Raw genomic sequence first — 23632 nt, 5'->3', positions numbered from 1 at the left:
ATCGTCCGACCGGAGTAGTCGTCATGCGTCTTCCGCGCCTCCTCGCCCCGATCACCGGCATCCTCGCACTGTGCGCGGTCCTCGGCGGCAGCGTCCTGATTCCCGCCACCGCCAACGCCGAGGACGACTCACTAGCCTCGACGCCGATCACCGACGCCGCGGCGCTCTGCGTCACCGGAGCCCCGACTTTCGACGACGTGGTGACCGCCGCCGCCACCGCCGTGCGCACCCTGGTCCCGCCGGAGCAGGTCGCGGGCTACGACCGCCAGGTCGCCGACTTCCGCGCCTCCCTCGCCGCCGTGCGCGTGCACCGCGACGGTCTGCCCAAGCACCCGGGCGCGGTGGGCGAGCGGCCCGAGTTCCTCGACGACCCGATCGTCACCTATCTGGTCAACGGGCTGGACGCGATCCGCACCGGCCGCGTGCACGAGACCATGTCGGTCGCCCACCTCACCGTGAACGACGCGATCGAGGTGTTCGTGCTCGCGACCAGGATCGTGAAGATCCCGGCGCAGCTGGCCGCCAGCATGGTGCCCACCGCCGGTTTCTTCCTGAAGCCGATCGTCGGCGCGATGTTCAACGGCGTGAAGGCGGTGACGCGCAAGGTGCAGGAGTTCATCGCCGCCAACTGCGCGGCGCCGAACGCCTACCCGAAACTCGAGCTGGACGAATATCCGATCGAGCGCGTCGAACTTCCCGCGCCGCTGATCGACCTGGCCAACGCGCTGGTACGCGCCGACGGGACGTGCACGCCGATGGCCGAACTCACCACCGCCACGCTGGTCGAACGCACCAGGGCCTACCTCGACGCCGCCGATCTGCCGCTGGACCGGCCCGCGATGCACGCCGCCGCCGACGCGCTCCAGGCCTTTCTCGGCGAGAACCGGGTCGCCGAGCTGGCGCTGCTGCGCCGCACCGAGGAACTCGGCCCCCTGGTGCACTCGATCGACTACGGGCCACTGACCTTCCTGAGCAATCTCGGCTTCAGCCTCTACGAGGGCCGCGCGCTGAACACCGTTCCGCTCGCCGAGGTGCGCGTCGAGCACGCCTTCGACCTGGCGACGCTCACCCTGGACGTCACCAGTCTGCTGCTGACCGCGGGCAATATGGCGCTCGGCTTCACCGGCGTCGGCTCGAGCGTGACGACACCGCTGTCGATCATCCAGACGCTCGCCTTCTCGCCCGCGACCTATGGCGCGCCGATCCTCAAAGGGGTCATGCAGTCGATATGCGCGGTCTGAGGATTCGCGCAGTTTGCGGCCCACGCCGAGCGGATGCGCCGTCGCAATTGGCCGAGTCAGGCCGGGAAGCCGACGTCGAGTTCGCCGTGGACGTCTCGGTGTCCACGCGCCAATAGTGTTCGCCCAGTTCGCCGTTGGTGATGTGCGCGATATCGACGCCGGGTGACTCATCGATCGCACCTATCGGTGCGCGCGGAACTCACGCGACGCGGTCCGCGGACGTCCTGGACCGTGGGCGGGATCGGCGGTCAGTAGTACGGGTAGGGCGGCTGGCCGTACGACGGGGGTGGATAAGCGGGTGGGTAGGTGGGTTGGCGGCGGGCGGCGATCCAGCGGCCCGTCGGGCTCGCGACCGAGAGGCCGAAGATCGTGCCGGACAGGAGGAGTGGCAGGCCACCGGCAACGCCGCCGATGGCGACCAGAACGAGTGCGCCGAGCAGGGCGATCGCGGACAGGCCGATGATGATGACGCGCCCCGCGGTCTGACGCATGAACAGCAGCAGTGCGCCGAGCAGCCAGAGCATCGCGATCAGCGCGCCGACGCCGATGCCGATGAACGCGGCGGGCTCCACTTCGTTGTCCGGGTCCAGGGCTTCGAAGAGGCCGATGCAGACGCCGACCGAGCCGAGCAGGCCGACGAGCGTGGACAGCACCGCCGCGATGATGGCTGTCGCGCCGCTCGGAGCGGATGGCGGAAACCCGTGTCCCGGCTGTGGATAGCCGGGTGGCACCGGCGGATAGCCATAGCCGGGCGGCTCGTACGGATAGCTCACAAGGCTCCCCCTTCAATGCATCGAAACCCTACCGCGTCCCTACGACAGGATCGCGGGACGACCGAATCCGCTCGTGGTCAGTAGTGCGGATACTGCGGCGGGGCATAGTGATTCGGCGGCGGGCCGTACATCGGCGGCTGTCCGTACATCGGCGGCGGAACGGCAGGCCTCCGACCCGCCGCGACCCAGCGGGCCGTTGTGCCGACGGCCGTGAGGATGCCGACGAACAGCGGCAGCCCGACGCCGAGAGCCCAACCGACGGTGCTCGCCGCGGATCCGGCCAGACCGGCCCGCTCGAGAGTGTCCTGGTTGACCAACCCGACGAATACCGCTGCGACGCAGGCCAAGACGATCAGGACGCGTCCCGAACCCTTCCGGGCCAGCAACAGGATTCCGCCGAGGACGAAGGCGCCCGCTATACCCGCCGAGGTCGCGATCAGCAGGTAGAGCTCGTCGTCTAGGTCGCTGGCGAGGGCCGAGCTGCCGAGCGAACGGCGCGCGTCTTCGAGCCGCTGCACCGCGAGCAACCCGTCGACGACGTTGTAGCCGTTGTACAAACCGCAGACCAGCGCGAGGATTCCGGCCGTGATCGCGGTGCCTCCGCTGGGCGGCGGCGGTGTGTACCCGTACGGCGGATATGCCGGATAACCCGGTCCTGGATACATGTCGAAACCCCCTCGTAGCTGCGCCGTGAACTCTACCGCGCTGTCACCGCGCCGCTCGACCGCGAATCATCCATCGGCGCTCGAGCGTTGAGCAACGGTCGGCGCCGTGCGGCGATCCACCGGCCCGTCGGGCGCGCGACGGAGAGACCGAAGACGGCGCCGGACAGGACGAGTGGGAGCCAGCCCACCAGACCACCGACGGCGGCGGCCAGAACGAATGCGCCGAGCAGGGCGATCGCGGACAAGATGATGAGGATGAGCCGCCCCGCATTCCGCCGCAGGAACAGCAGCAGCGCACCGAGCAGCCAGAGCAACGCGATCAGCGCGCCAACGCCGAAGCCGATGAACACGACGGGCGCGACTTCGTTGTCCGAGCCGAGCGCCACGACAAGGCCGAGGCAAGAGCCGACCGCGCCGAGCAAACCGACGAAGGCCGCCAGCACCCCCGTGGTGATCGCGACCACCTCGTCGATGGCGGTAGCGGCACTCGGCGGGGGTGCGCTCGGCGAAGGGGCAGCCGACGGAATCGCGGATGCGGCAAGGGTCACGATGATCACGGGCAGTACCAGCCCCGTGAGATTCACCAGCCAATCACCGTGCACCATGGCCGTCACCGAGCCGACCAGACCCGCGGTCGACGTGGCGATGTCCACCGCCGGACCGCCCTCCTCGGCCCAATGGATGCCGTATTCGGACCGATAGCCGCGTAGTGCGGCGAACACACCGGCGACACCGACGACCGTCCAGACACCGGCGGCGACGAGCACCGTGAAGCGCCCGTCCTCGTCACCGCGGACGGTCAGCACCGCACCGTAGCCGAGTGCGCAGACCAGCAGCAGCGTGCCGAGCGCGGTCGAGACCGCGAGCGAATCGTCGTATCGGCCGGGATCGGGAAAGAAACCGAAAGCCAGCACGAGCAGCCCGACCAGGTTCGCCGCCGCGCCGATGGCCGCGAACAGCGCCACCGCGGTCGCGAGTGCCCCGACGGGCTCGACCGGCCGCGTGCCCGAACTCTCCTGGCTGTACAGCATGCGTCTCGTCCCTCCGAATCAGCCGGTCGAACACTTAAAGTATGCGCACGGACCGCCCCGCGCGCGGCGATCGGTCAGCGCGGCGATCGGCCCGCCGCGATCCACTCCCCCGTCGCACCGAGCGCGGCCAGTGTGAGGATCCCGACCTGGAAGAACCCGCCTACCAACGCATCACGCTGACCGACCGCCGGACCGAAACCGGCGGCGATGAAACTCGCGAGCGCGAGCAGCGCCGCCACACCGATCACGATGATCCGCCCGGCCGTTTTCCGTCGGAACAGGAGCACTCCCCCGGTGAAGTAGAGCACTCCGATCGATGCGATCACCGCACCGAGCACATAGCCGGCCGGACCGGCGGCCTCGGTGCGCTCGCCGGGTACCAGCCACGGGATCGCCGCGAAACCCCCGATGCCGCCGACCAGCATCGCCAGCACCGCGGCGGTCTTCGCGGGCGCCCCGCTCGGCGGTGGCGCCGCGCTGGAATCCGCTGGCCGCGAATCCGATTCCCGTGCGACCGGCTCGTTCCGATCGATTTCCTGCTCGTGCATGCGTGACCCTCCCGCTTCGAGCGAACCCGACATCATGCACGCAAAAGCGCCCGCACGCGAATCCGCGTGCGGGCGCTGGGTTTTCACTCCACCAATGGGCGCTGGCTGGGCGCGTCCGCCGATGACCCGCGCATTGACGGAGAGCAAAAGGCGGATGCCTCAGCGCAGGTTGGCCTCCGCGTAGACCTTCATCGCGTCGCGCACGAAGGCGGCGGTGCCTTCGCCGTGCACGTCGTAGTTGACCGCGAATCGCGAGTCTTCGACGTACATTTCGCCGAGTCCGATGAAGGCGTCGGCCGTCACCGGCCGCCCCTGCCAGCCGTCACCGACCCAGGCGCGGTGCCGGGCGACGATGGCCTGCACCTCGTCGCTGTCCACCGGAAGCCCGGCGGCGTGCGCGCGACCGAAGTCCGCGGCGATGTCCAGCTGGGTCTGCTGGAAATCCTTCTTCTGCTGGCCGGTGAGCGAGCGCCACCAGCGGTCACCGCTCTCGTAGGCCTCTTTGCCCCAGCGTTCGATCACCTCGTCCTTGTACTGTGTGTGGTCGAACCCGTCGAAAACCTCTGCTGCCACGAGTTGTTCACCTCTTTCCGTCTTCCGCAGCGTGGTGTGCACCGAGTCGATCTGGCGTCGGATCCGATCCTGTTCCTGCCGAAGCAGTTCCAGGTGCGTACGCAATGCGGCGGCGGTGTCCTGTTCGCCCGCGAGCACTTCGGCGATGACCGGAAGGCCGAGGCCGAGTTCCCGCAGCAGCAGGATGCGTTGCAGCCGCACGAGGGAGTCCTGGTCGTAGTAGCGGTACCCGTTGGCGCCGATCCGGCTGGGCGGCAACAGTCCGAGCTGCCCGTAGTGGCGCAGCGCGCGGCTGGTGGTACCGGCCGCCTTCGCCAGATCCTGGATGGACCATTCGCCTGCTCGGGTGCCCGCGGTCACGACCTGGACTCCTTCCTTCTCTCGTCGGTGAAACCAGTCTGCAAGTTGACGCTACGTCAAGGTCAACCCGCTTTCTCAGCTTTTCGCTCCCACCAGAATGAGCGCATCTTCGGCAGGCTCACCAGCGTCGGCGGCGCCGCCGATCTCCGCGGCCGCACCGACATTCCCGGCCTCGTCGATTCGAACCCGTGCGGTGGTCTGCCCGAGCAACGTCCCGCCCAGCGCGATCACCATGCCGAGAATCTGCAACCCGGTGAGCGCCTGCCCGAGCGCGACCCACCCGATGACCGCCGCCGAGACCGGGCTGAGCAGTCCGAGGAACGCGACCGACGTGGCTGGCACCTTCGCGATGCCGCGCAACCACAGCCAGTAGGCCGCCGCGGTGCCGATCACGCCGAGGTAGAGGTAGCCGCCGATGGCGCGGCCGTCCATGGCGGGCGGTGCGCCCTCGATCAGCGCGGCGAGCGGGAGGATGAACAGGCCGCCGCCGGTGAGCTGCCAGCCCGTCATGGCCAGCGGGCCGACACCGTCGGGCCGCCCCCACCGCTTGGTCAGCACGGTGCCGAGCGCCATCGAGCCCGCGCCGACGAGTCCGGCGATCACCCCGATGGTGTCGAGTTGAGCGGTGGCGCGCAGCACCACGAGCGCGACGCCGAACACGCCGATCACTCCGGCGAGAACCTGACGGCCGGTTGGCCTTTCGTTCAGCACCCCGGTGGCGAAGACCAGCGCGAACATCGGCGCGACCGCCCCGAGCACCCCGGCGACGCCGCCCGGCAGCCGATACGCGGCAAGGAACAGCAGCGGGAAGAACGCGCCGATGTTGAGCACGCCGAGCGCGGCGGCGCGGCCGACCCACATTCCCCTCGGCAGCGTGCGCGTGAGCGCGAGCAGCACCAGCCCGGCGGGCAGCGCGCGCATCAGCGCGGTGAAGAGCGGACGGTCCGGCGGCAGGAACTCGGTGGTGACGGCGTAGGTGGAGCCCCAGACGATCGGGGTGAGGGCGGTGAGCGCGAGGGTGCCCGCGTAGGGGTTCCGCGCCGCGGTGGTGATGGACATGTCGGTCGCTCCTCATTGATAATCTCAACGTTGAAATATCTACTCCGACTGGTGTCTCATCGTCAAGTAGATGAACGTTGAAATTCTTAGGACAGAGAGGAGTCGCGATGGGCGACGCAGTCGATCTGATCACCGCGCACTGGCACCGCGAGCGTCCGGACGTGGACGTCTCGCCGATGCACATCGTGGGCCGAATCACCCGCTTGTCCCGGGTGCTCGAGCAGGACCTCAAGCGCTTCTTCGCCGGTCACGGCCTGGAGTTCTGGGAGTTCGACGTGCTCGCGACGCTGCGCCGCTCCGGTGGCGCGGATGGCCTCACCGCGGGCGCGCTGAACCGTGCCGCGATGGTCACCTCGGGCGCCATCACCAACCGCATCGACCGGCTGGCCGCCAAGGGCCTCGTCGAACGAATGCCCTGCCCCGAGGACCGGCGCTCCGTCCGCGTTCGCCTCACCGCCGAGGGCAGGAAGCTGGTCGACGACCTGCTGCCGCTGCACGTCGCCAACGAACAGCGCCTGCTCGACGCCCTCGACACTCAGGATCGCGACCAGCTGGCCGCCCTGCTACGCCGCCTCGCCGAGTCGTTGGGCGACACCGCACTGGACTGATCGTGCAGACGATGTGATCGCGCCGTCGCCCGGTCAACGGTCGCCGAACACCTCCTCGAGGGACGGCACCGCGAGATCCGAGTTCGGCACCTGACCCGACTCCGGCGTACGCGGCTGCACCTCCGCACCGGGCAGCGCACCACCCGACGGCACGACCCTGGATTCCGGCCGGGGCGTCGGCGTGGACGCGGTGGTCGGCGCGAGAGTTCCGGGCTGCGCCGCCGAATCCGTCGGCAGCCCTTCGCGAATCGCCGGATCGGGCACCAGCTGCATGAGCGTCGCGAAGTCGACCACCTGCACACCCAACGTCGGCGTCGCGATGATGACGCCATTGGTGAACAGCCGGTAGGTGCCCGCGCGCTGCGGCAGCAGCATCTCCGGGCCGAGCGGCGCGCCGAGCGAGCCCGACTCGCCGCCGACGCGCTGGTACTCGAGCTCGATCGCCGACGGCGTCGACGCGGCCCGGCTGCGCGGGTCGGTCCGCGGATCAGTAGGCGGACGGCCGACGGCGAGTTCCGCGGGTGTCGGACCCACGTCGAAGGCGTAGATATCGACGGGTTCGCCGCCGTCCGGCGCGGCGGAATACTCCGAGCGCAAGATGTGGCCGTCGCGCAGCAGGACGGTGCCCGCAGTGGAGGCGATGGCCGCGGCGGTGCGCGGATCCTCTTTCGCCGTACCGGGATACACCTGGCAGTCGGTGGTGTCGCAGGTCTGCGCGTACGAATACCTACGCTCGGCGAGCGCGTAGGAGCGGGCCGCGATGGCCTGCGCGCGCAGCGCCTCGCCCGCGCCCTTGTCGACCCAGTTCGCCTGGACCTCGGCCGGGACCACGCCGAGCAGATAGTCCTCCACGTCGACGCGGTTGATCGTGCGCGCTTGCCCGTTCTCGGTGGCGACGCCGAGCGAGCCGCGATAGGCCGTGCCGCCGCAGAGCGTGAGATGTTCGGTCGCGGGCCGGTTCGGACGGGGATCGAGGGGATAGATCCACGGATCGGAAGTGGCTGTCTGCCATAGGACTTCGCCGTCGCACCCGAGGGTGACGACCACGTTCGCGCCGCCGTCCGGCAGCGGGGTGAGGTGAGCGACCTGGCCCGGCGCCAGTTGCCGACCGGCCACCCGGAATCCGGCCTCGGCGTAGGCGTCGAGGGTGGAATCGTCCTGTTCCATGAGCCGCACGGCCAGATTGGTCGGCGGGATGGTCCCGAGTGTCGCGCCCGGGTAGTAGTGCTCGAGTATTCGTTCGGCGAGCCAGCCCTGCTGGGCGCTGTCGAAGGCGTCGACCTGACTCATGCCGCGGCCGTGGCCGGGACCGGCGAGTGGCCTGACGGGCGTGCCGCCGGGCCAGGCGCACAGCGCGAGGGATGTTCCCGCGATAACCGCGGCGCACCCGGTGACGAGCACCGGCCTCAGCGAAATCGGGGCGGGTCGAATTCTGCGCATTCGTATCTCCCATGGTTTTCCAGGACCGGATCGGTTTGGATACCTGTCGGCATGTCGTGCCGTTCGGTCGCATTTCGAGAGCTACATTCGAGCAATCACGTGATTCTAATCCTCAACAAGAGGTTTAGATCTGTGACAGATGTGAACTAGTGTGATCGTTGATGCATCAGGAAGCAAGCCTGATTTCCCGCACCTGATCACCGGTTCGACCTGATTGGAGATGCTCGTGCCGTACCGCAAACCGAAACGCTCCTACGTGCTCCCGATGGTGACCACACTTGCGGTAGCGGCGCCGCTCGCGACGCTCGCACAGGGCGATTCGACCGACTACCGCACGGCCAACGACGCCGAGCTGGCCGCAGTGCCCGCGCAATTGGCGGAAGTGATGCTCACCCAGGCGCCCGACATCACCCTCCCGCTGCGCGAACTGACCGGCCTCGACCTCCCCGACCTGCGACTATCCGATTTACGGATGCTGCCGATCCCGCCCGCCATTCCGATACCGGATGGCCTGCCGGTGCCGCCCGGTGTGCAGCTGCCGAAGGAAATCCCGCTCCCCCGCCTCAATCAGGGCTTGCCCGCCGCGCCGAAACCCGTGCCTCCCGGATTCACCGCGCCGACCACCAATCAACCGATCCCCGGTCAGTCCGCGCAGGGATCCCTCCCGGCACAAGCCCAGCCCGTCGCGCCCCTGCCAGGCCAAGCCGCCCAGGCGCCCGCGCAGGCGATTCCCGGCCAGTCCGTCCCGGCACCCGCGCAGGCCATCCCGGGCCAGTCCGTCCCCGCGCCCGCGCAGGCCATCCCAGGTCAGACGGTCGAGGCACCGGCGCAGCCCATACCTGGCCAAACGGTCCAGGCGCCCGCGCAGCCCGTCCCCGGCCAGTCCGTCCCCGCGCCCGCGACGCCGAGCCCGGTACCGCAACCCGGCGTGAAGTTCATCGCCGACCCGGCCGACCTGCCGGAAGGCACCACCCCCGACACACCCGCACTGGCGCCCGGCGCGCTTCCGCCGGAGTTGCTCGATCAGGTGGGCGCGCAGGTGAAGGAGCTGTCCAGGGAGACGCCGTTCAGCGTCGTCGCGCTCACCGCGCGGGATCTGGCGAACACCAGGGCGATGGTCCGCGCGCGCCAACCCAACGGCACGTGGGGACCCTGGTACGAGTCCGAACCCATCGACACCCGCCGCAACGACCACGCACCGGCCGACGACACCGTCGGCACCGAGCCGATCTACGTCGGGAACACCAACGCGGTCCAGATTCTGGTCACCCGCAAATCTGTCGCTACGACCGCGCAAACTTCCAGTGCGGCACCGGGATCCGGCCCGCTGCAACCAACCCCGGCCGCGGCACCGCGCGACAACGATCCGGCCCAGTTCGCATTGCCGTCGCTCACCGCGGTCCTGATCGATCCCGGTCGCGGCGCCATCGACGGCGCGCTCAACAACGTCGCCTCCGCGCTGCCGGGCGGCGGACCGAATGTGATCACCCGATCCCAGTGGGGCGCGGACGAATCCATCCGCTGCGACGAACCCACCTACGACGACGGTCTCGGCGGCGTCACCGTGCACCACACCGCAGGCCGCAACGACTACAGCAAGGCCGAATCGGCGGGCATCGTCCGCGCGATCTACACCTATCACGCCCAGACGCTCGGCTGGTGCGACATCGGCTACAACGCCCTCGTCGACAAGTACGGCCAGATCTTCGAAGGCCGCCACGGCGGGTTGGATCGCCCGGTGCAGGGCGCGCACGCGGGCGGGTTCAACGAGAACACCTCCGGCGTGGCGTTGATGGGCAATCACGAGTCGGAGATTCCGTCCGAGCAAGCGGTGACCGCCGTCGGCAAATTCGTCGGCTGGCGGGCGCGGGTCGCGGGCCTGGATCCCAAAGGCCACACCACGATGTACTCCGAGGGCACCGAGTACACCCCGTACGCCGAGGGCGAGGCCGTGCGCCTGCCGATCGTGTTCGCGCACCGCGACGTCGGCAACACCAGCTGCCCCGGCGACGCCGCCTACGAGCTGATGGACCGGATCCGCGACATCGCCGCGGGCGTGCCGGGCGGCTCGCCTGCGCCACAGGGTCGGCCGAGTCCGCAGGCGCCGCCGCGCACCCAGTCCGATCTCGCGACGCTCGCCGCGCTGACGGCCAAGCTGCTGAGCATGGTGAACGAGAACATCATCGCCAAGCACTACTCGGCGAAGGGCGGTCCCGACGGCCCGCTCGGCCAGGCGCTGTCCGAGCCGCAGCCCGCCGCGCAGGGCCAGCAGTACGCCAGGTTCGCCAACGGCTACGTCTACACCGCTCCGGACGGTCAGGTCATCGAGGTGATGGGCGCGATCCTGGATCGCTTCCTGCAACTCGGCGCCGACTCGGGCATTCTCGGCCTGCCGCTCACCAACGCCTACCCGGTGCCGGACGGCCTGCGCTCGGACTTCCAGTACGGCTCACTGATCCTGAACCAGCTGACCGGCATCGTCACGACGGTGTGGAAGACCTACAACGAGACGTATCAGCAGGAGATGCGCCGCAACCGGGGCGATGAAGTCGCCGCCCCGCTGCCTGCCGCTCCCGCCCCAGACGCAGCTCCACTCCCCGCTCAGGCGGGCGCGGTCGCTCCGGCACCGGCCTCGCTACCCGCAGCACCCGCTCCCGCGGCCGACGTGGACCTCGAAGGCTCGGACGCTCCCGCACCAACGGGGCACTAGCCCCGCGGTCGCAGCACTCGACCCGGAGCTGAAACCCGCTCAGACCCACCAACGTTCGAGTACTTGCGCCACGCCGTCCTCGGCGTTGGTCGCGGTCACCTCGTCGGCCGCGGCCAACGCCTCCGAGTGCGCGTTGGCCATGGCGACGCCGTGCCCGGCCATCGCGAGCATCGGGACGTCGTTGGGCATATCGCCGAAGGCGATGATCGTCGAGTGCTGCACGCCAAGCCGCTGCGCGACGGTGGCCAGCCCGGACGCCTTGGTGACGCCGGGCGCCGACAACTCGATCAGCCCGTGGTCGGTGGAGTAGGTGATGTCCGCGCGATCGCCGATGAGCGGCGCGAGCACCGCGCGCATGTCCCCGCTGAGCGCACCGCGCAACCGGATGAGCATCTTGATCGCGGGCGTGTCGATCACCTCGTGCCGGGCGACGGCGGTGTCGTCCGGATTCAACCAGGCGTGCTCGTACTCCGGGGAGCTGACGAACTGGGGCGTCGCCGCGTCGTGCGCGCTGGCGCCGATGCGTTCGGCGGCGAGTCCACAGCCGGGCAGCGCTCGTTCGGCCAGGTCGGCGATCCAGCTCAGTGTCTCCACGTCCAGGGAACGGCTCGCGAGCACCCGGTCCGAAGCGCTGTCGTAGATGACCGCGCCGTTGCCGCAGACACACAGCGGCGCGAAGCCGAGTCCTTCGACTACCGGGTCGATCCAGCGCGGCGGCCTGCCGGTGGCCAGCACGAACGGCACACCGTCGGCGATCAGCGCGGCGACCGCGGCCTTGGTGCGCGCGGTCACGCGTTCGTCGTGATCGATCAGTGTGCCGTCCACGTCGGTGGCAACCATTTTCGGTTTGGGCAGGTGCAGGCGTGTCACCTCTTCCATCCTGCCGGAAAACCGTCTCGGCGCGGTCGCGGTCGGCTCGGGTTCGCCGGACATGCCGGAAAGATGCATGGCACGCGCGTCGACGGCGGCGTCCTTATGATCAGGGGCTAACACTCGAATGCCGGCCGAGCCGGCTGGAGAACCAGAGGACTGATGACCGGCTTCCTGCTACGACGCGCGCTCAATTATGTCGTGCTGTTGCTGCTGGCTTCGTTCTTGACGTTCAGCCTCGCGTCGCTGACATTTCGGCCGCTGGACAGTCTCGAACAGCGCAACCCCCGCCCTCCGCAGGCGGTGATCGACGCCAAAGCCGAGGAATTGCATCTGAACGATCCGATTCCAGAACGCTATATCACCTGGCTGAAGGGCATCCCGAGCGGCGATTTCGGCACCACGCTCGCCGGTCAGCCGGTGAGCGAGGAATTGCCGCGCCGGGTCGCGGTGAGCCTGCGGCTGCTGATCATCGGTTCCCTCGTCGGCACGGTGCTCGGTGTGCTGATCGGCGCTGCGGGCGCGATTCGGCAATACAAATTCAGCGATTACTTCACGACGGTCGTCTCGCTGCTGATTCTCAGCACACCGATATTCCTGCTGGCCACGCTGCTGAAATACGGCGCGCTGGAGATCAATTCGGCGACCGGATCGCAGATATTCCTCTACACCGGCGAGACCTCGGCCAGCGCGATCGAGGGCTTCTGGCCGCAGCTGGTCGACCGGCTCCAGCACCTGGTGCTGCCCACCGCGGCGCTCGCGCTCGGCGGCATGGCCGGATACAGCCGCTACCAACGCAACGCGATGCTCGACGTGCTGCAGAGCGATTTCATCCGCACCGCCCGCGCCAAGGGTCTGACCAGGAACAAGGCGCTGTACAAGCACGGCCTGCGCACCGCGCTCATCCCGATGGCCACCCTGTTCGCCTACAGCCTCGGCGGCCTGATCACCGGCGCGACGTTCACCGAGAAGATCTTCGGCTGGCACGGCGTCGGCGAGTGGCTCGTCGATTCGATCAACGCCCAGGACCTGTACGTGGTGGTGACGGTGACGGCGTTCGCCGGTCTGGTCGTGCTGGTGTCGGGCCTGCTGTCCGACATCGTCTACGCGATTCTCGATCCACGGGTGCGTGTGGGATGAACCTGCCTGACCACGGGGTTCTCATCAGGGGGAGAACGGCATGACCGAAGCCGAGATCATCGTCCAAGGCGCGCCCGAGGTCGCCGCGGCCGGGCGGCGCAAGCTGGTGCTGCGGCGTTTCCTGCGCAACAAGCCCGCGGTCGTCGGCGCCGCCGTGCTGGTGCTGCTGTTCGTCGCGAGCTTCGCGCTGCCGCCCTTCCTGCCCTGGGACTACCAGCAGATGGATTACACCGCGCTGCTGAAACCGCCCAGCGCCGAGCATCCCTTCGGCACCACCCAGATCGGCCAGGACGTGCTCGCGCAGACCCTGCGCGGATTGCAGAAATCGCTGGTCATCGGCCTGTGCGTGGCGATCATCTCGACCACCATCGCGGCCACCGCGGGCGCGCTGGCCGGTCTGCTCGGTGGCTGGACCGACCGAGCCATCATGTGGTTCGTCGACCTGCTGCTCGTGGTGCCCAGCTTCATCATCATCGCGCTGTTCGCGCCGCGCACGAAGGGCAGCGGTTCGATCGCGCTGCTGATCGTTCTGCTCGCGGTGTTCGGCTGGATGATCAGCGCGCGCATCGTGCGCGGCCTGACGCTGAGCCTGCGGGACCGCGAATTCGTCAAGGCCGCACGGTATATGGGAGCGCCGACGCGCACCGTCATCGTCAGCCACATCGTGCCGAACATCGCGTCGATCCTGATCATCGACACCACGCTGACCGTCGGTTCGGCGATCATGGCCGAAACCGGCCTGAGCTTCCTGGGTTTCGGCGTGCAGCCGCCGGACGTCTCGCTCGGCTCGCTGATCGCGGCGGGCACCAAGTCCGCGCTGACCTATCCCTGGCTGTTCATGTTCTCCGGTGGCCTGCTGATCGTCACCGTGCTGTGCGCGAACCTGGTCGGTGACGGCCTGCGCGACGCGTTCGACCCGAGCGCCAAGCGGGCTCGCTCGCGCAAGAAGGAGAAGGCAGAGGCATGACCGCGACTGTTGATTCGACCGCGACAGCCAACTCCACAGCACCGCTGCTCGAAGTCTCCGATCTGCGGGTCTCCTTCCCCAGCGAGGAGGGCCGCATCGATGCCGTGCGCGGGGTGAACTACAGCGTCGCCGACGGCGAGGTGCTCGCCATCGTGGGCGAATCGGGTTCGGGCAAGTCGGTGTCGTCGCTGGCGGTGATGGGTCTGCTGCCCGAGCAGGCGCGGATCAACGGATCGATCCGGCTGCGCGGTCGCGAGTTGCTCGGCCTCGGCGACCGGGAGTTGTCGCGATTGCGCGGCAGCTCGATCAGCATGGTGTTCCAGGACCCGCTCTCCGCGCTGACCCCGGTGTACCGGGTGGGCGATCAGATCGCCGAGGCGCTGCTCGCGCACGGCGCGATGAACCGGAAGGAGGCCGCCGAGAAGGCGGTCGAGCTGCTGGAGCTGGTCGGCATCGACGACGCGAAGATGCGCGCCAAGGCGTTCCCGCACGAGTTCTCCGGCGGCATGCGCCAGCGCGTGGTGATCGCGATGGCCATCGCCAACGATCCGGCGCTGATCATCTGCGACGAGCCGACCACCGCGTTGGACGTCACGGTGCAGAAGCAGATCCTGAACCTGCTGCGCAAGGCGCGCGACATCACCGGCGCGGGCGTCATCATGATCACCCACGACATGGGCATCGCGGCGACGCTCGCCGACCGCGTCGCGGTGATGTACGCGGGCCGCATCGTCGAAACCGCCACGGCGAGCGCGCTGTTCAACGCGCCACGAATGCCGTACACGGTGGGTCTGCTCGGCTCGATCCCGCGCATGGACGGCCCGGCGCGCCGACCACTCATCCCGATCGTCGGCGCGCCGCCCGCCATGCACGCGCTGCCGCCCGGCTGCTCGTTCGCGCCGCGCTGCCCGATCTCGATCGACGACTGCCGCGCCGCCGAACCGCCGCTGGAGATGACCGACCCCGGCCACGCCGCCGCCTGCATCCGCACCGAGGAGGTCGGCACGCAGGGGCTGTTCGAGGCGTACCGCTCCGAGATAGAGGAGCCGGAGGCCGAGGTCGAGACCGAGTCTCGCGTGGTGCTCCGGGTCACCGACCTGGTCAAGACCTTCCCGATCACCTCGGGCGTGGTGTTCCAGCGCCGCAAGGGCGAGGTGCGCGCGGTCGACGGGATCAGCTTCGAGGTGCGCGCCGGCCGCACGCTGGCCCTGGTCGGCGAGTCGGGTTCCGGAAAATCCACCACGCTCACCCAGATTCTCGACCTGGTGCGGCCGCAGTCGGGCACCATCGAGATCATGGGCCGCGACGTGTCCACCCTGACCAAGGCCCAGCGGCGCGAGATCCGGCGCACGATGCAGATCGTCTTCCAGGATCCGACCGCTTCGCTGGACCCGCGCCTGCCGATCTTCGACGCGCTTGCCGAACCGCTGCGCATCGACGGACGCCCGCGCGCCGAGATCGCCCGCAGGGTGCCGGAGCTGCTCGAGCAGGTCGGTCTGCGGCCCGAGCACGCCGACCGCTATCCCGCCGACTTCTCCGGCGGCCAGAAGCAGCGCATCAGCATCGCTCGGGCCCTCGCGCTCGATCCGGAATTGCTCGTCCTCGACGAGCCGGTGTCCTCGCTGGACGTCTCGATCCAGGCCGGTGTGCTGAATCTGCTGCGCGACCTGCAGACCGAGCGTGGCCTGTCGTATCTGTTCGTCTCGCACGATCTCTCGGTGGTCCGCAACCTGGCCCACGACATCGCGGTGATGTATCGCGGCAAGATCGTCGAATCCGGGCCCGCCGAGCGGATTTTCGCCGACCCGAGCCACGAGTACACCCGCAGGCTGATCGACGCGGTGCCCGTGCCGGTCGTCAGCCGATAGTCAGGAGGGCAGCATGCGGATCCGTTCGAACGGTATGCGGTGGGTCGCGGGAGCGGTGGCGGTCGGGCTGATCGCCGCCGGGTGCGGTACGGCCGACGACGACTCGGCGGCGGGTCTGTCCGACGCGCTGGGCACCACGAGCGACATCAACCCCAAGCCGCGCGAGGAGATCCGCGACGGCGGTAATCTGCGGCTGGCCACCACCTCGTTCCCGGCGAACTGGAACACCCTGTCCAACGACGGCAACGAGGGCGAGATCGCCGACATCGAGCGCCCGATGATGCCGCGCGCGTTCCACACCGACGCTTCGGGCGAATTGTCGATCAATCACGACTATTTCACCGACGTCGCGCTGACCGGCACCGACCCGCAGCAGGTCACCTACACGATCAACCCGAAGGCTGTCTGGTCCGACGGAACACCGATCACCTGGGAGGACATCCGTTCCCAGGCGAACGCGCTCAGCGGCAAGGACAAGCGCTTCCTGATCGCGATCACCAACGGATTCGAGTTCGTGGAGAAGGTCGAGCGCGGCGTGGACGATCGCCAGGCCATCCTCACCTTCCACCATCCCTACGCCGAATGGCGCGGCCAGTTCGCGGGCAACGCCTCGCTGTTCCCCAAGTCGGTGACGCAGGACCCGGAGTCGTTCAACAACAGCCTGGTCGACGCGATGGGTCCGACCGCGGGTCCGTTCCAGGTGCAGTCGACCGATCGCGGCCAGGGCCGGATCGTGCTGGGCCGCAACCCGAAGTGGTGGGGCGAGCAGCCCAAGCTCGACACCATCACCTACTCCGTGCTCGACCGCAGCGCCTGGGTCGCCGCGTTGCAGAACAACGAGATCGACGCGGTGCTGCTCAATTCCATCGACGACGTGAAGAACGTGCGCGGCGCCGAGGGCCTGGTGGTGCGCCGCGCACCGGGCAATCGCTGGCGGCACATCACGTTCAACGGCGCGCCCGGCTCGATCCTCGCCGATCCAGCGGTGCGAGTGGCTATTTCGAAGGCGATCGACCGCCAGGGCATCGCGACCGCCATCCAGAACGGCCTGGTGGAGAATCCGAAGCCGCTGAACAACCACATCTACTTGCAGGGCCAGCGCGGTTACCAGGACAACAGCCTGCCCTATGATCCGGCCGCGGCGGCGCGCGAACTCGACGCGCTCGGGTGGAAACTCAACGGCGATGTCCGCGAGAAGGACGGCCGCAAGCTGATCATTCGCGACGTGATGTACAACGACGCGCTGTGGGTGCAGGTCGCGCAGATCATCCAGCAGAACCTGGCGCAGATCGGCGTCGGCTTGGTCATCGACCCCAAACCGGGCGCGGGCTACTTCACCGACGTCATCCAGCCGGGCGATTTCGACGCCGCCCAGTTCACCTTCCAGGGTGACGCCTTCCCGCTCAGCAGCATTCGGCAGATCTACTACTACGACCCGAACGACCTGCAGGGCAATTTCGGTCGCATCGGATCGCCGGAGCTGAACGCGCTCATCGAGCGCACACTCCGCGAGCTGGATCCCGCCAAGGCCATCGAGCTGGCCAACGAGGTGGATCGCAAAGTGTTCGAAGAGGGGCACTCGCTGCCGCTCACCCAGTCGGACGGCAGCTGGGGCGTCCGAGCCGAGGTGGCCAACTTCGGCTCTCCCGGCCTGGCGTCCTACGACTACACCAAGATCGGATTCGTGAAATGACCGCAGCAATACACTCTCGTCGTCGGCTCGGCCCAGTGGTCGCCGCGCCCGCGCTGGCCTTCGCGCTGCTGCTCGCGGGCTGTGGCGCGGGAGCCGATGTGCAGTCCGGCTCGAGTTCGATCGGCACCAGCAACGACATCAACCCCCGCGACCGCAGCGAGTTGCGCGAGGGCGGCAATCTGCGCTTGGCGCTGACCGCCTTCCCGGAAACCTTCAACTCCTCGCACGTGGACGCATCGGGCGACGTCTCCGAGGTGGTCGGCTGGACGCTGCCCGGCACGGTGAATTCGGACGCGGCGGGCGAGCTGACGACCGACTCGAACTACTTCACCGAGATCGAGCTGACCAACACCAACCCGCAGCAGATCACCTACACGATCAACCCGAAAGCGGTCTGGTCCGACGGCGCCCCGATCACATGGGAGGACCTGCGCTCGCAGGTCAACGCCCTGAACGGACGCGACACGGCCTATCAAGTGCGCGCGACGCAGGGCTACAGCCGGGTGGAGAAGGTCGAGCGCGGCGTCGACGACCGGCAGGCGATCGTCACCTTCGCCCAGCACTACGCCGAATGGCAGGGACTGTTCAACCCGCTGTATCCGAAGGCGTCCACCGAGTCGCCGGAGTCCTTCGAGAACTGGGCGCGCAACAGCCTGCCGATCTCGTCGGGACCGTTCCTCATCGACTCGATCGACCGCGCCCAGCAGCGCATCGTGCTGAAGCGCAACCCGAAGTGGTGGGGTGACACCCCGAAGCTCGACACCGTCACCTTCAGCGTGCTCGACTACTCCGCGCGCATCTCGGCGCTGCAGAACAACGAGCTCGACTACGCGACCGTGTCCGGCATCGACGAGGTGAAGACCGCGACCAACTCGCCGGGCATCCAGGTGCGCCGGGCCGCAGCACCGCGGTTCTCGCACTTCACCTTCAACGGCGCGCCGGGCTCGTTGCTCGAGGACGCGCGGTTGCGGGTCGCGATCGCCAAGGCCATCGACCGGCAGGGCATCGCCACCGCGACGCAGAACGGCATCGTCGACAACCCGAAGCCGCTGAACAACCACATCTACCTCAACGGCCAGAAGGGCTACCAGGACAACGCTCAGTCGGTGGCCTACGACCCCGAGGGCGCCGCGCGGATCCTCGACGAACTGGGCTGGAAGCTCAACGGCGACGTGCGCGAGAAGGACGGTCGCAGGCTGGAGCTGCGCAATGTGATGTACCAGCAGGACACCTGGGTGCAGATGGCGCAGATCGCGCAGCAGAACCTGGCCGCCGTCGGCGTGAAGATGACCATCCAAACCTTCCCTGGCAACGGTCTTTTCACCGACGTGATCGACCCCGGCAACTTCGAGATCTGCCAGTTCACCTGGTCCGGCGGCATCCTGCCGCTCGGCGCGCTGCCGCAGATCTACGCCTACGATCCGAACAACCGGCTCAGCAACAAGGGCCGCGTCGGCAGCCCGGAACTGAACGCGCTGATCGAGGAGACGATCTCCGAGCTCGACCCGAACAAGGCCATCGAGCTGGCCAACCGGGCCGACAAGATGATCTTCGACCTGGGCCACTCGGTGCCGATCGTGCAGTCGCCCGGCACCGTCGCCGTGCGCGCGAACCTCGCCAACTACGGCGCGTTCGGCTTGGCCTCCGCCGACGTAACTAAGGTCGGGTTCACGCAGTGATGTGACGATCAGGCCGACGCGGAAGGACCAGCTCGATGCGCTTACGTTCCTTGACCACCAGGGTGGCGGTGTCACTCGCCGCGTTCGGCCTGATCCTCACCGGTTGTTCCGACAACGGCGCGATCACTCCCGGCACCAGCACGATCGGCAGCACCAACGACATCAACCCGGTGGACCCCAGCCAGTTGCGCGAGGGCGGGAACCTGCGGTTGGTGCTGAGCTCGTTCCCGGAGAACTTCAATGTGCTTCATGTGGACGGCAACACCCAGGACGGTGCGGCGGTGGCGGGCCCGACCATGCCCGCGCCGTTCGTCAGCAACGCGGCGGGCGAACTCTCGGTGGATCACAACTTCTTCACCGACGTGCAGCTCACCAACACCAGCCCGCAGCAGGTCACCTACACCATCAACCCGAAAGCCGTGTGGTCCGACGGCAGCCCGATCACCTGGGAGGACTTGCGCTCCCAGGCGAACGCGCTGAGCGGAAGGGACAACGCGTACCTGGTCGCGGCGCTGAGCGGCTTCGACCGGGTGGAGAAGGTCGAGCGCGGCGTCGACGACCGGCAGGCGATCGTCACCTTCGCCCAGCCCTACGGTGAATGGCGCGGCCAGTTCGGCCCGCTCTACCCGAAGTCGGTCACCGGATCTCCCGAGGCGTTCAACACCGCCAACCGGGACGGGCCGACACTCAGCGCGGGGCCGTTCGTGATCAGCGACATCGACCGCGCGCAGCAGCGAATCACGCTGAGCCGCAACCCGAAATGGTGGGGCGACACCCCGAAGCTGGACGCCATCACCCTGAGCGTGCTCGACCACACCGCCTGGCTGCCCGCCATCCAGAACAACGAGCTCGACATCGCCTACATGGCCGGCATCGAGAACGTGACGGCGGCGCGCAACGCGGCGAACGTGGTCATCCGGCGCGCGCCGGAGCCGAGCTGGTCGCATCTGACCTTCAACGGCGCGCCCGGTTCGCTGCTCGAGGATCCGCAGCTGCGGATCGCCATTTCCAAGGCCATCGACCGGCAGGGCATCGTGACCGCGTCGCAGAACGGCGTGGTCGAGAATCCGAAGCCGCTGAACAACCACATCTTCATGGCGGGCCAGAAGGGCTACCAGGACAACGCCGCGCCGATCTCCTACGATCCGGCCGAGGCGGCCCGGATGCTGGACGAGCTCGGCTGGAAGCTCAACGGCGACGTGCGCGAGAAGGACGGCCGCAGGCTGGAGCTGCGCGACGTGATGTACCAGCAGGACGCCTGGGTGCAGACCGCGCAGATCGTGCAGCAGAACCTGGCCGCGGTCGGCGTGAAGCTGAACATCCAGACCGTGCCGGGCACGGGTCTGTTCAAGGACGTGATCGATCCCGGTAACTTCGACATCGCCCAGTTCAGTTGGGGCGGTAGCGCGCTGCCGCTCGGCGTGTTGCAGCAGGTCTACTACTACGACCCGAACAACCTGATGGGCAACAAGGCCCGCATCGGATCGCCGGAGCTCAACGCTCTCATCGACAAGACCATCGCGGAGCTGGACCCGGACAAGGCGATCGAGCTGGCCAATCAGTGCGATCAGATGATCTTCGCCGAGGGCTATTCGGTTCCGCTGAACCAGGCTTCGGGCACCTACGCGGTGCGCGACAACCTCGCCAACTACGGCGCGTTCGGGTTGGCGACGCCGGATTACACGAAAGTCGGCTTCCTGAAGTGAGTTCGAGGTCGGCCCACCCGCTGGCCTATCCGATCGGCGTGACGCTCGGCGCCCTCGCGGTCTGTGCCGCGTGGGCGCCGTTCGCCACGGTGGACCAGTTGGCCGGGTTGGCGACGGTGGCGCTGGGGATCCTGGGCTACACCGGGATTCGGCTTCTGGTGGCCTTCGGGGTGCTGTCCTGCGGGTTGCCCGAGGTTCTTCGGGTCGCTCGGGTTCGGCAGCAGCACCGGTTGGTGAGCCGATCGTGGTTGGAGGTCACCGGTCCGGCTGGTGCGCGACGGTGGTTGCCGGTGTACTTCGATCCGGCGCTGGTGACTTTCACGGAGAGCTCGGCCGAGTTCGACGGGCGCGTCCTTCGTGCGGGGGCTTTGCGGCTGTATCCCTCGGGGCGGGCGCGGGATACGGAACCGCCCGGGCGGCTCGTCGACAATCCGAGTCGGCCCGATCCGGACGCACCCGTGCTCGCCGCGAGCCGGGTGACGCGCCGCCTGCTGTTCGACGTGCAACCCGCCGTTGCCGCGCCCTTCGCCGCGCTGCTGTGGATCTACGTCGATGGTGGGGGGCTTGTCGCTTTTGTCGGCGCGCTGTGTGTCGCGGCGGCTACCGCGACCTGGCTGGCGGCCATTCGCGGGTCCGATCCGAGCTAGGCCCAGTCTCGAGTCCGGCCCGATGCATTCGTGGCTCAGATCGTCGCCTGCCATCCGGCGTACCGACCGTGATGCCGTCTCCGAACTAGGCCGCCAAATTGGTCTGACCACTTGACCAGCTGACCACCGAGGCGCACAGTAGACGCATGGCGTTGCAACCTGTGGTCAAGAGGTCGGTGTCGGCGGATGTGTTCGAGCAGATCGCCGCGGATGTGCTCAGCGGTGAACTCGCGCCCGGGTCGACCTTGCCGAGCGAGCGGCAGTTGGCGGAAGCGCTCGGCGTCTCGCGGCCCGCGGTGCGCGAGGCGCTGCAACGCCTGGCCGCGGCGGGGCTCGTCGCGGTGCGCCAGGGCGACGCGACCACCGTGCTCGACTATCGGCGCGGCGCCGGGCTGGAGGTTCTACCCCGGCTGTTGATCCGGGAGGGCATGCTCGAACCCGCTGTCGCGCGCAGCATCCTCGAGGTCCGTATGCACAACGGGCCGAAGGTCGCCGAGTTGGCGGCCGCGCGGATGGGGTCGTTGGACCAAAGCGGCGCGAGCCAGTCCAGCACCGAGACGAGCACCGAGTTCGAACAGGTGCGAGACGATCTCGAGCGCGTCGTCGCGGCGCTCACGGTCGAGACCGATCCGGTCGCGCTGCAACGGCATGCGCTGGAGTTCTGGGATCACGTCGTCGACGCGGCCGACTCGATCGTGTTCCGCCTGATGTTCAACATGCTGCGCACCGCTTACGAACCCGCGCTCGCGGCGCTGGCCCCCGTCATGTCCGCCGAGGTGGGCAATGCCGAGGGCTACCGCGAACTGGCCGCCGCCATCGTGGCGGGCCGGCCGCAGAAGGCCGCCGACAAGGCTCGGGCCCTGCTCGAACCGGCGACCACCGCCCTGATCGAGGCCCTCGGCGGCCGCTGATCACGCAACACCCGAGGTGACACCATGTCCAAAACCCAGCTGCGCCGAGGTCTCACCCTCGGTGACGCCTTCCACGAGTTCCTCCGCCACCCCTCACCCTGGATGATCGGCACCGCACTGGTTCTCGCCCTGGTCGCCCGAATCCTGGTGGGCGACTGGCAGCTCAGCGACGCACTCCTGCCGCTGGTGATGCTCGCGGTGTTTCCCGCGTTCGAGTGGGTCGTGCACGTCATAGTGCTGCACTGGCGGCCGAAGCGCCTCGGCCCGATCGCCTTGGACAGCGAGCTGGCCCGCAAACACCGCCAGCACCACGTCGATCCGCGCAACATTCCGCTGATCTTCATCCCAACCCGCTCGCTGGCCTTCGTCATGGTGGCGTTGCTGGCGATCACCGCCTTCGCATTCCCCCGCCTCGGCCTCGGCCTGACGTTCCTGCTGACCATCACGGTGCTCGGCCTCGGCTACGAGTGGACGCACTACCTCATCCACACCGACTACAAGCCGAAAAGGGCGCTGTACCGCGCCGTTTGGCGCAACCACCGGCACCACCACTACAAGAACGAGCACTTCTGGTTCACCGTCACGAGTTCCGGCACCGCGGACCGCATTTTCGGAACGTATCCGGACCCGAGCGAGGTGGACACCTCGCCCACCGCTCGGAATTTGCATGGAGCGCAGGTGAATTGAGGTAACCGCGTCGCTCGAGGGCGGCCTCTGCCAGCCTCGGCATCCAGTGCAATGCCCCGAAATTCGACGGTAGTCGAATGGTCGCTATTCGATCTTGAAAAGCCACCATACGACTACCGTCGAATCCATTTCTCTATCGAACGTAGCCAAATGGCGGCTGGCCCGCCTCGAGCATCGTCCACGTCTCCCATCAGGCGGGCTCGGCCGCGATCACGGCCGTCGCCGCGGCGTTCGACGCCAACCAGATCGCCGATACCTCCGAGCTGACCAGCGTCTGCTCGGCCCCGTTCTCAGGCGCGGCGGTGCTCGCGCTCGCCGCAGCGGACATCGCCGCGAGGTGACCATGCGAACCCCCGCCGCGGAACCCACAGCCGCAACCGATTGACAAAGTACCCTAGGGGGGTATGGTAAAAACGAGGCCGACGGAGGAAGCCGTCGAAGCAACGAGGAGACAGA

General features: G+C 68.2%; 21 protein-coding genes. 12 read left to right on the top strand and 9 right to left on the bottom strand.

The window, feature by feature from the left end:
• Nucleotides 1-23: 23 nt before the first annotated feature.
• On the top strand, nt 24-1241 hold the full coding sequence (locus tag AB0H49_RS30060) for a hypothetical protein (protein WP_357256208.1): 1218 nt from the start codon (nt 24-26) through the stop codon (nt 1239-1241).
• Between the two features lie 248 nt (nt 1242-1489).
• On the opposite strand, the gene AB0H49_RS30055 is transcribed toward AB0H49_RS30060, so the two are convergent.
• From AB0H49_RS30055 to AB0H49_RS30030, 6 genes are all read right to left on the bottom strand, one after another.
• Nucleotides 1490-2014 (bottom strand): hypothetical protein, encoded by a 525-nt coding sequence (locus AB0H49_RS30055; protein ID WP_357256206.1) that lies wholly within the window; start codon nt 2012-2014, stop codon nt 1490-1492.
• Nucleotides 2015-2091: 77 nt separating this feature from the next.
• Nucleotides 2092-2679, bottom strand: a complete 588-nt coding sequence (locus AB0H49_RS30050) for a hypothetical protein (RefSeq protein WP_354998162.1) — start codon at nt 2677-2679, stop codon at nt 2092-2094.
• Nucleotides 2680-2711: 32 nt separating this feature from the next.
• A complete protein-coding gene (locus AB0H49_RS30045; RefSeq protein WP_357256204.1) occupies nt 2712-3710 on the bottom strand; it encodes a hypothetical protein in 999 nt (332 codons plus the stop codon).
• A 74-nt stretch (nt 3711-3784) separates the two neighbouring features.
• Nucleotides 3785-4258, bottom strand: coding sequence for a hypothetical protein (locus AB0H49_RS30040; RefSeq protein ID WP_357256202.1), 474 nt, complete (start codon nt 4256-4258; stop codon nt 3785-3787).
• A gap of 159 nt (nt 4259-4417) precedes the next feature.
• Nucleotides 4418-5191, bottom strand: coding sequence for a MerR family transcriptional regulator (locus AB0H49_RS30035; protein ID WP_357256200.1), 774 nt, complete (start codon nt 5189-5191; stop codon nt 4418-4420).
• 75 nt (nt 5192-5266) lie between these two features.
• Nucleotides 5267-6250: an EamA family transporter gene (locus tag AB0H49_RS30030; protein ID WP_357256199.1), complete on the bottom strand. Its 984-nt coding sequence runs from the start codon at nt 6248-6250 to the stop codon at nt 5267-5269.
• A gap of 107 nt (nt 6251-6357) precedes the next feature.
• Here AB0H49_RS30030 and AB0H49_RS30025 point away from each other — a divergent pair, with 107 nt between their 5' ends.
• Entirely contained in the window at nt 6358-6858 is a 501-nt protein-coding gene (locus tag AB0H49_RS30025) for a MarR family transcriptional regulator (RefSeq protein ID WP_357256197.1), read from the top strand.
• A 33-nt stretch (nt 6859-6891) separates the two neighbouring features.
• Here the strand turns inward: AB0H49_RS30025 and AB0H49_RS30020 are convergent, their stop codons facing one another.
• Nucleotides 6892-8298, bottom strand: a complete 1407-nt coding sequence (locus AB0H49_RS30020) for a SpoIID/LytB domain-containing protein (protein WP_357256195.1) — start codon at nt 8296-8298, stop codon at nt 6892-6894.
• Between the two features lie 265 nt (nt 8299-8563).
• Here AB0H49_RS30020 and AB0H49_RS30015 point away from each other — a divergent pair, with 265 nt between their 5' ends.
• Entirely contained in the window at nt 8564-11008 is a 2445-nt protein-coding gene (locus tag AB0H49_RS30015) for an N-acetylmuramoyl-L-alanine amidase (protein WP_357256193.1), read from the top strand.
• A 39-nt stretch (nt 11009-11047) separates the two neighbouring features.
• On the opposite strand, the gene AB0H49_RS30010 is transcribed toward AB0H49_RS30015, so the two are convergent.
• Nucleotides 11048-11887: an HAD family hydrolase gene (locus tag AB0H49_RS30010; RefSeq protein WP_357256240.1), complete on the bottom strand. Its 840-nt coding sequence runs from the start codon at nt 11885-11887 to the stop codon at nt 11048-11050.
• A 153-nt stretch (nt 11888-12040) separates the two neighbouring features.
• Between AB0H49_RS30010 and AB0H49_RS30005 the strand changes: the two genes are divergently transcribed.
• The 9 genes from AB0H49_RS30005 to AB0H49_RS29965 all read left to right on the top strand — a co-directional run bounded on the left by AB0H49_RS30005 (nt 12041) and on the right by AB0H49_RS29965 (nt 23176).
• Nucleotides 12041-13018, top strand: a complete 978-nt coding sequence (locus AB0H49_RS30005; RefSeq protein ID WP_141807929.1) for an ABC transporter permease — start codon at nt 12041-12043, stop codon at nt 13016-13018.
• A 40-nt stretch (nt 13019-13058) separates the two neighbouring features.
• Nucleotides 13059-13985 carry an ABC transporter permease gene (locus AB0H49_RS30000; protein ID WP_354998170.1) on the top strand — a complete coding sequence of 309 codons (927 nt, stop codon included), beginning with the start codon at nt 13059-13061 and terminating at the stop codon, nt 13983-13985.
• Entirely contained in the window at nt 13982-15853 is a 1872-nt protein-coding gene (locus tag AB0H49_RS29995; protein WP_357256190.1) for an ABC transporter ATP-binding protein, read from the top strand. Before AB0H49_RS30000 ends, AB0H49_RS29995 begins: the two co-directional genes overlap by 4 nt.
• Nucleotides 15854-15866: 13 nt before the next feature.
• Complete coding sequence (locus tag AB0H49_RS29990) at nt 15867-17546, top strand: ABC transporter family substrate-binding protein (RefSeq protein WP_357256188.1); 1680 nt, start codon at nt 15867-15869, stop codon at nt 17544-17546.
• Nucleotides 17543-19225 carry an ABC transporter family substrate-binding protein gene (locus AB0H49_RS29985; RefSeq protein ID WP_354998173.1) on the top strand — a complete coding sequence of 561 codons (1683 nt, stop codon included), beginning with the start codon at nt 17543-17545 and terminating at the stop codon, nt 19223-19225. The genes AB0H49_RS29990 and AB0H49_RS29985 overlap by 4 nt, the downstream gene beginning before the upstream one ends.
• 35 nt (nt 19226-19260) lie before the next feature.
• Entirely contained in the window at nt 19261-20931 is a 1671-nt protein-coding gene (locus AB0H49_RS29980) for an ABC transporter family substrate-binding protein (RefSeq protein WP_357256186.1), read from the top strand.
• Nucleotides 20928-21578 (top strand): hypothetical protein, encoded by a 651-nt coding sequence (locus AB0H49_RS29975; RefSeq protein WP_354998175.1) that lies wholly within the window; start codon nt 20928-20930, stop codon nt 21576-21578. Before AB0H49_RS29980 ends, AB0H49_RS29975 begins: the two co-directional genes overlap by 4 nt.
• Before the next feature lie 146 nt (nt 21579-21724).
• Nucleotides 21725-22489 carry a GntR family transcriptional regulator gene (locus AB0H49_RS29970; RefSeq protein WP_357256184.1) on the top strand — a complete coding sequence of 255 codons (765 nt, stop codon included), beginning with the start codon at nt 21725-21727 and terminating at the stop codon, nt 22487-22489.
• A 24-nt stretch (nt 22490-22513) separates the two neighbouring features.
• Entirely contained in the window at nt 22514-23176 is a 663-nt protein-coding gene (locus AB0H49_RS29965; RefSeq protein WP_357256182.1) for a sterol desaturase family protein, read from the top strand.
• A gap of 190 nt (nt 23177-23366) precedes the next feature.
• Here the strand turns inward: AB0H49_RS29965 and AB0H49_RS29960 are convergent, their stop codons facing one another.
• Nucleotides 23367-23504, bottom strand: a complete 138-nt coding sequence (locus tag AB0H49_RS29960) for a hypothetical protein (RefSeq protein ID WP_357256180.1) — start codon at nt 23502-23504, stop codon at nt 23367-23369.
• Nucleotides 23505-23632: the final 128 nt, after the last annotated feature.

The sequence above is a fragment of the Nocardia sp. NPDC050713 genome (assembly GCF_040654315.1).
Lineage (GTDB): Bacteria > Actinomycetota > Actinomycetes > Mycobacteriales > Mycobacteriaceae > Nocardia.
This window is presented reverse-complemented; position numbering and strand designations above follow the sequence as displayed.

Bases quoted from the DNA above. Each gene is read 5' to 3' on its own strand.
- AB0H49_RS30060 (WP_357256208.1), top strand. From the start codon at position 24: ATGCGTCTTCCGCGCCTCCTCGCCCCGATCACCGGCATCCTCGCACTG.
- AB0H49_RS30050 (WP_354998162.1), bottom strand. From the start codon at position 2,679: ATGTATCCAGGACCGGGTTATCCGGCATATCCGCCGTACGGGTACACA.
- AB0H49_RS30045 (WP_357256204.1), bottom strand. From the start codon at position 3,710: ATGCTGTACAGCCAGGAGAGTTCGGGCACGCGGCCGGTCGAGCCCGTC.
- AB0H49_RS30040 (WP_357256202.1), bottom strand. From the start codon at position 4,258: ATGCACGAGCAGGAAATCGATCGGAACGAGCCGGTCGCACGGGAATCG.
- AB0H49_RS30030 (WP_357256199.1), bottom strand. From the start codon at position 6,250: ATGTCCATCACCACCGCGGCGCGGAACCCCTACGCGGGCACCCTCGCG.
- AB0H49_RS30025 (WP_357256197.1), top strand. From the start codon at position 6,358: ATGGGCGACGCAGTCGATCTGATCACCGCGCACTGGCACCGCGAGCGT.
- AB0H49_RS30020 (WP_357256195.1), bottom strand. From the start codon at position 8,298: ATGCGCAGAATTCGACCCGCCCCGATTTCGCTGAGGCCGGTGCTCGTC.
- AB0H49_RS30015 (WP_357256193.1), top strand. From the start codon at position 8,564: ATGGTGACCACACTTGCGGTAGCGGCGCCGCTCGCGACGCTCGCACAG.
- AB0H49_RS30010 (WP_357256240.1), bottom strand. From the start codon at position 11,887: ATGGAAGAGGTGACACGCCTGCACCTGCCCAAACCGAAAATGGTTGCC.
- AB0H49_RS30005 (WP_141807929.1), top strand. From the start codon at position 12,041: ATGACCGGCTTCCTGCTACGACGCGCGCTCAATTATGTCGTGCTGTTG.
- AB0H49_RS30000 (WP_354998170.1), top strand. From the start codon at position 13,059: ATGACCGAAGCCGAGATCATCGTCCAAGGCGCGCCCGAGGTCGCCGCG.
- AB0H49_RS29995 (WP_357256190.1), top strand. From the start codon at position 13,982: ATGACCGCGACTGTTGATTCGACCGCGACAGCCAACTCCACAGCACCG.
- AB0H49_RS29990 (WP_357256188.1), top strand. From the start codon at position 15,867: ATGCGGATCCGTTCGAACGGTATGCGGTGGGTCGCGGGAGCGGTGGCG.
- AB0H49_RS29985 (WP_354998173.1), top strand. From the start codon at position 17,543: ATGACCGCAGCAATACACTCTCGTCGTCGGCTCGGCCCAGTGGTCGCC.
- AB0H49_RS29980 (WP_357256186.1), top strand. From the start codon at position 19,261: ATGCGCTTACGTTCCTTGACCACCAGGGTGGCGGTGTCACTCGCCGCG.
- AB0H49_RS29970 (WP_357256184.1), top strand. From the start codon at position 21,725: ATGGCGTTGCAACCTGTGGTCAAGAGGTCGGTGTCGGCGGATGTGTTC.
- AB0H49_RS29965 (WP_357256182.1), top strand. From the start codon at position 22,514: ATGTCCAAAACCCAGCTGCGCCGAGGTCTCACCCTCGGTGACGCCTTC.
- AB0H49_RS29960 (WP_357256180.1), bottom strand. From the start codon at position 23,504: ATGTCCGCTGCGGCGAGCGCGAGCACCGCCGCGCCTGAGAACGGGGCC.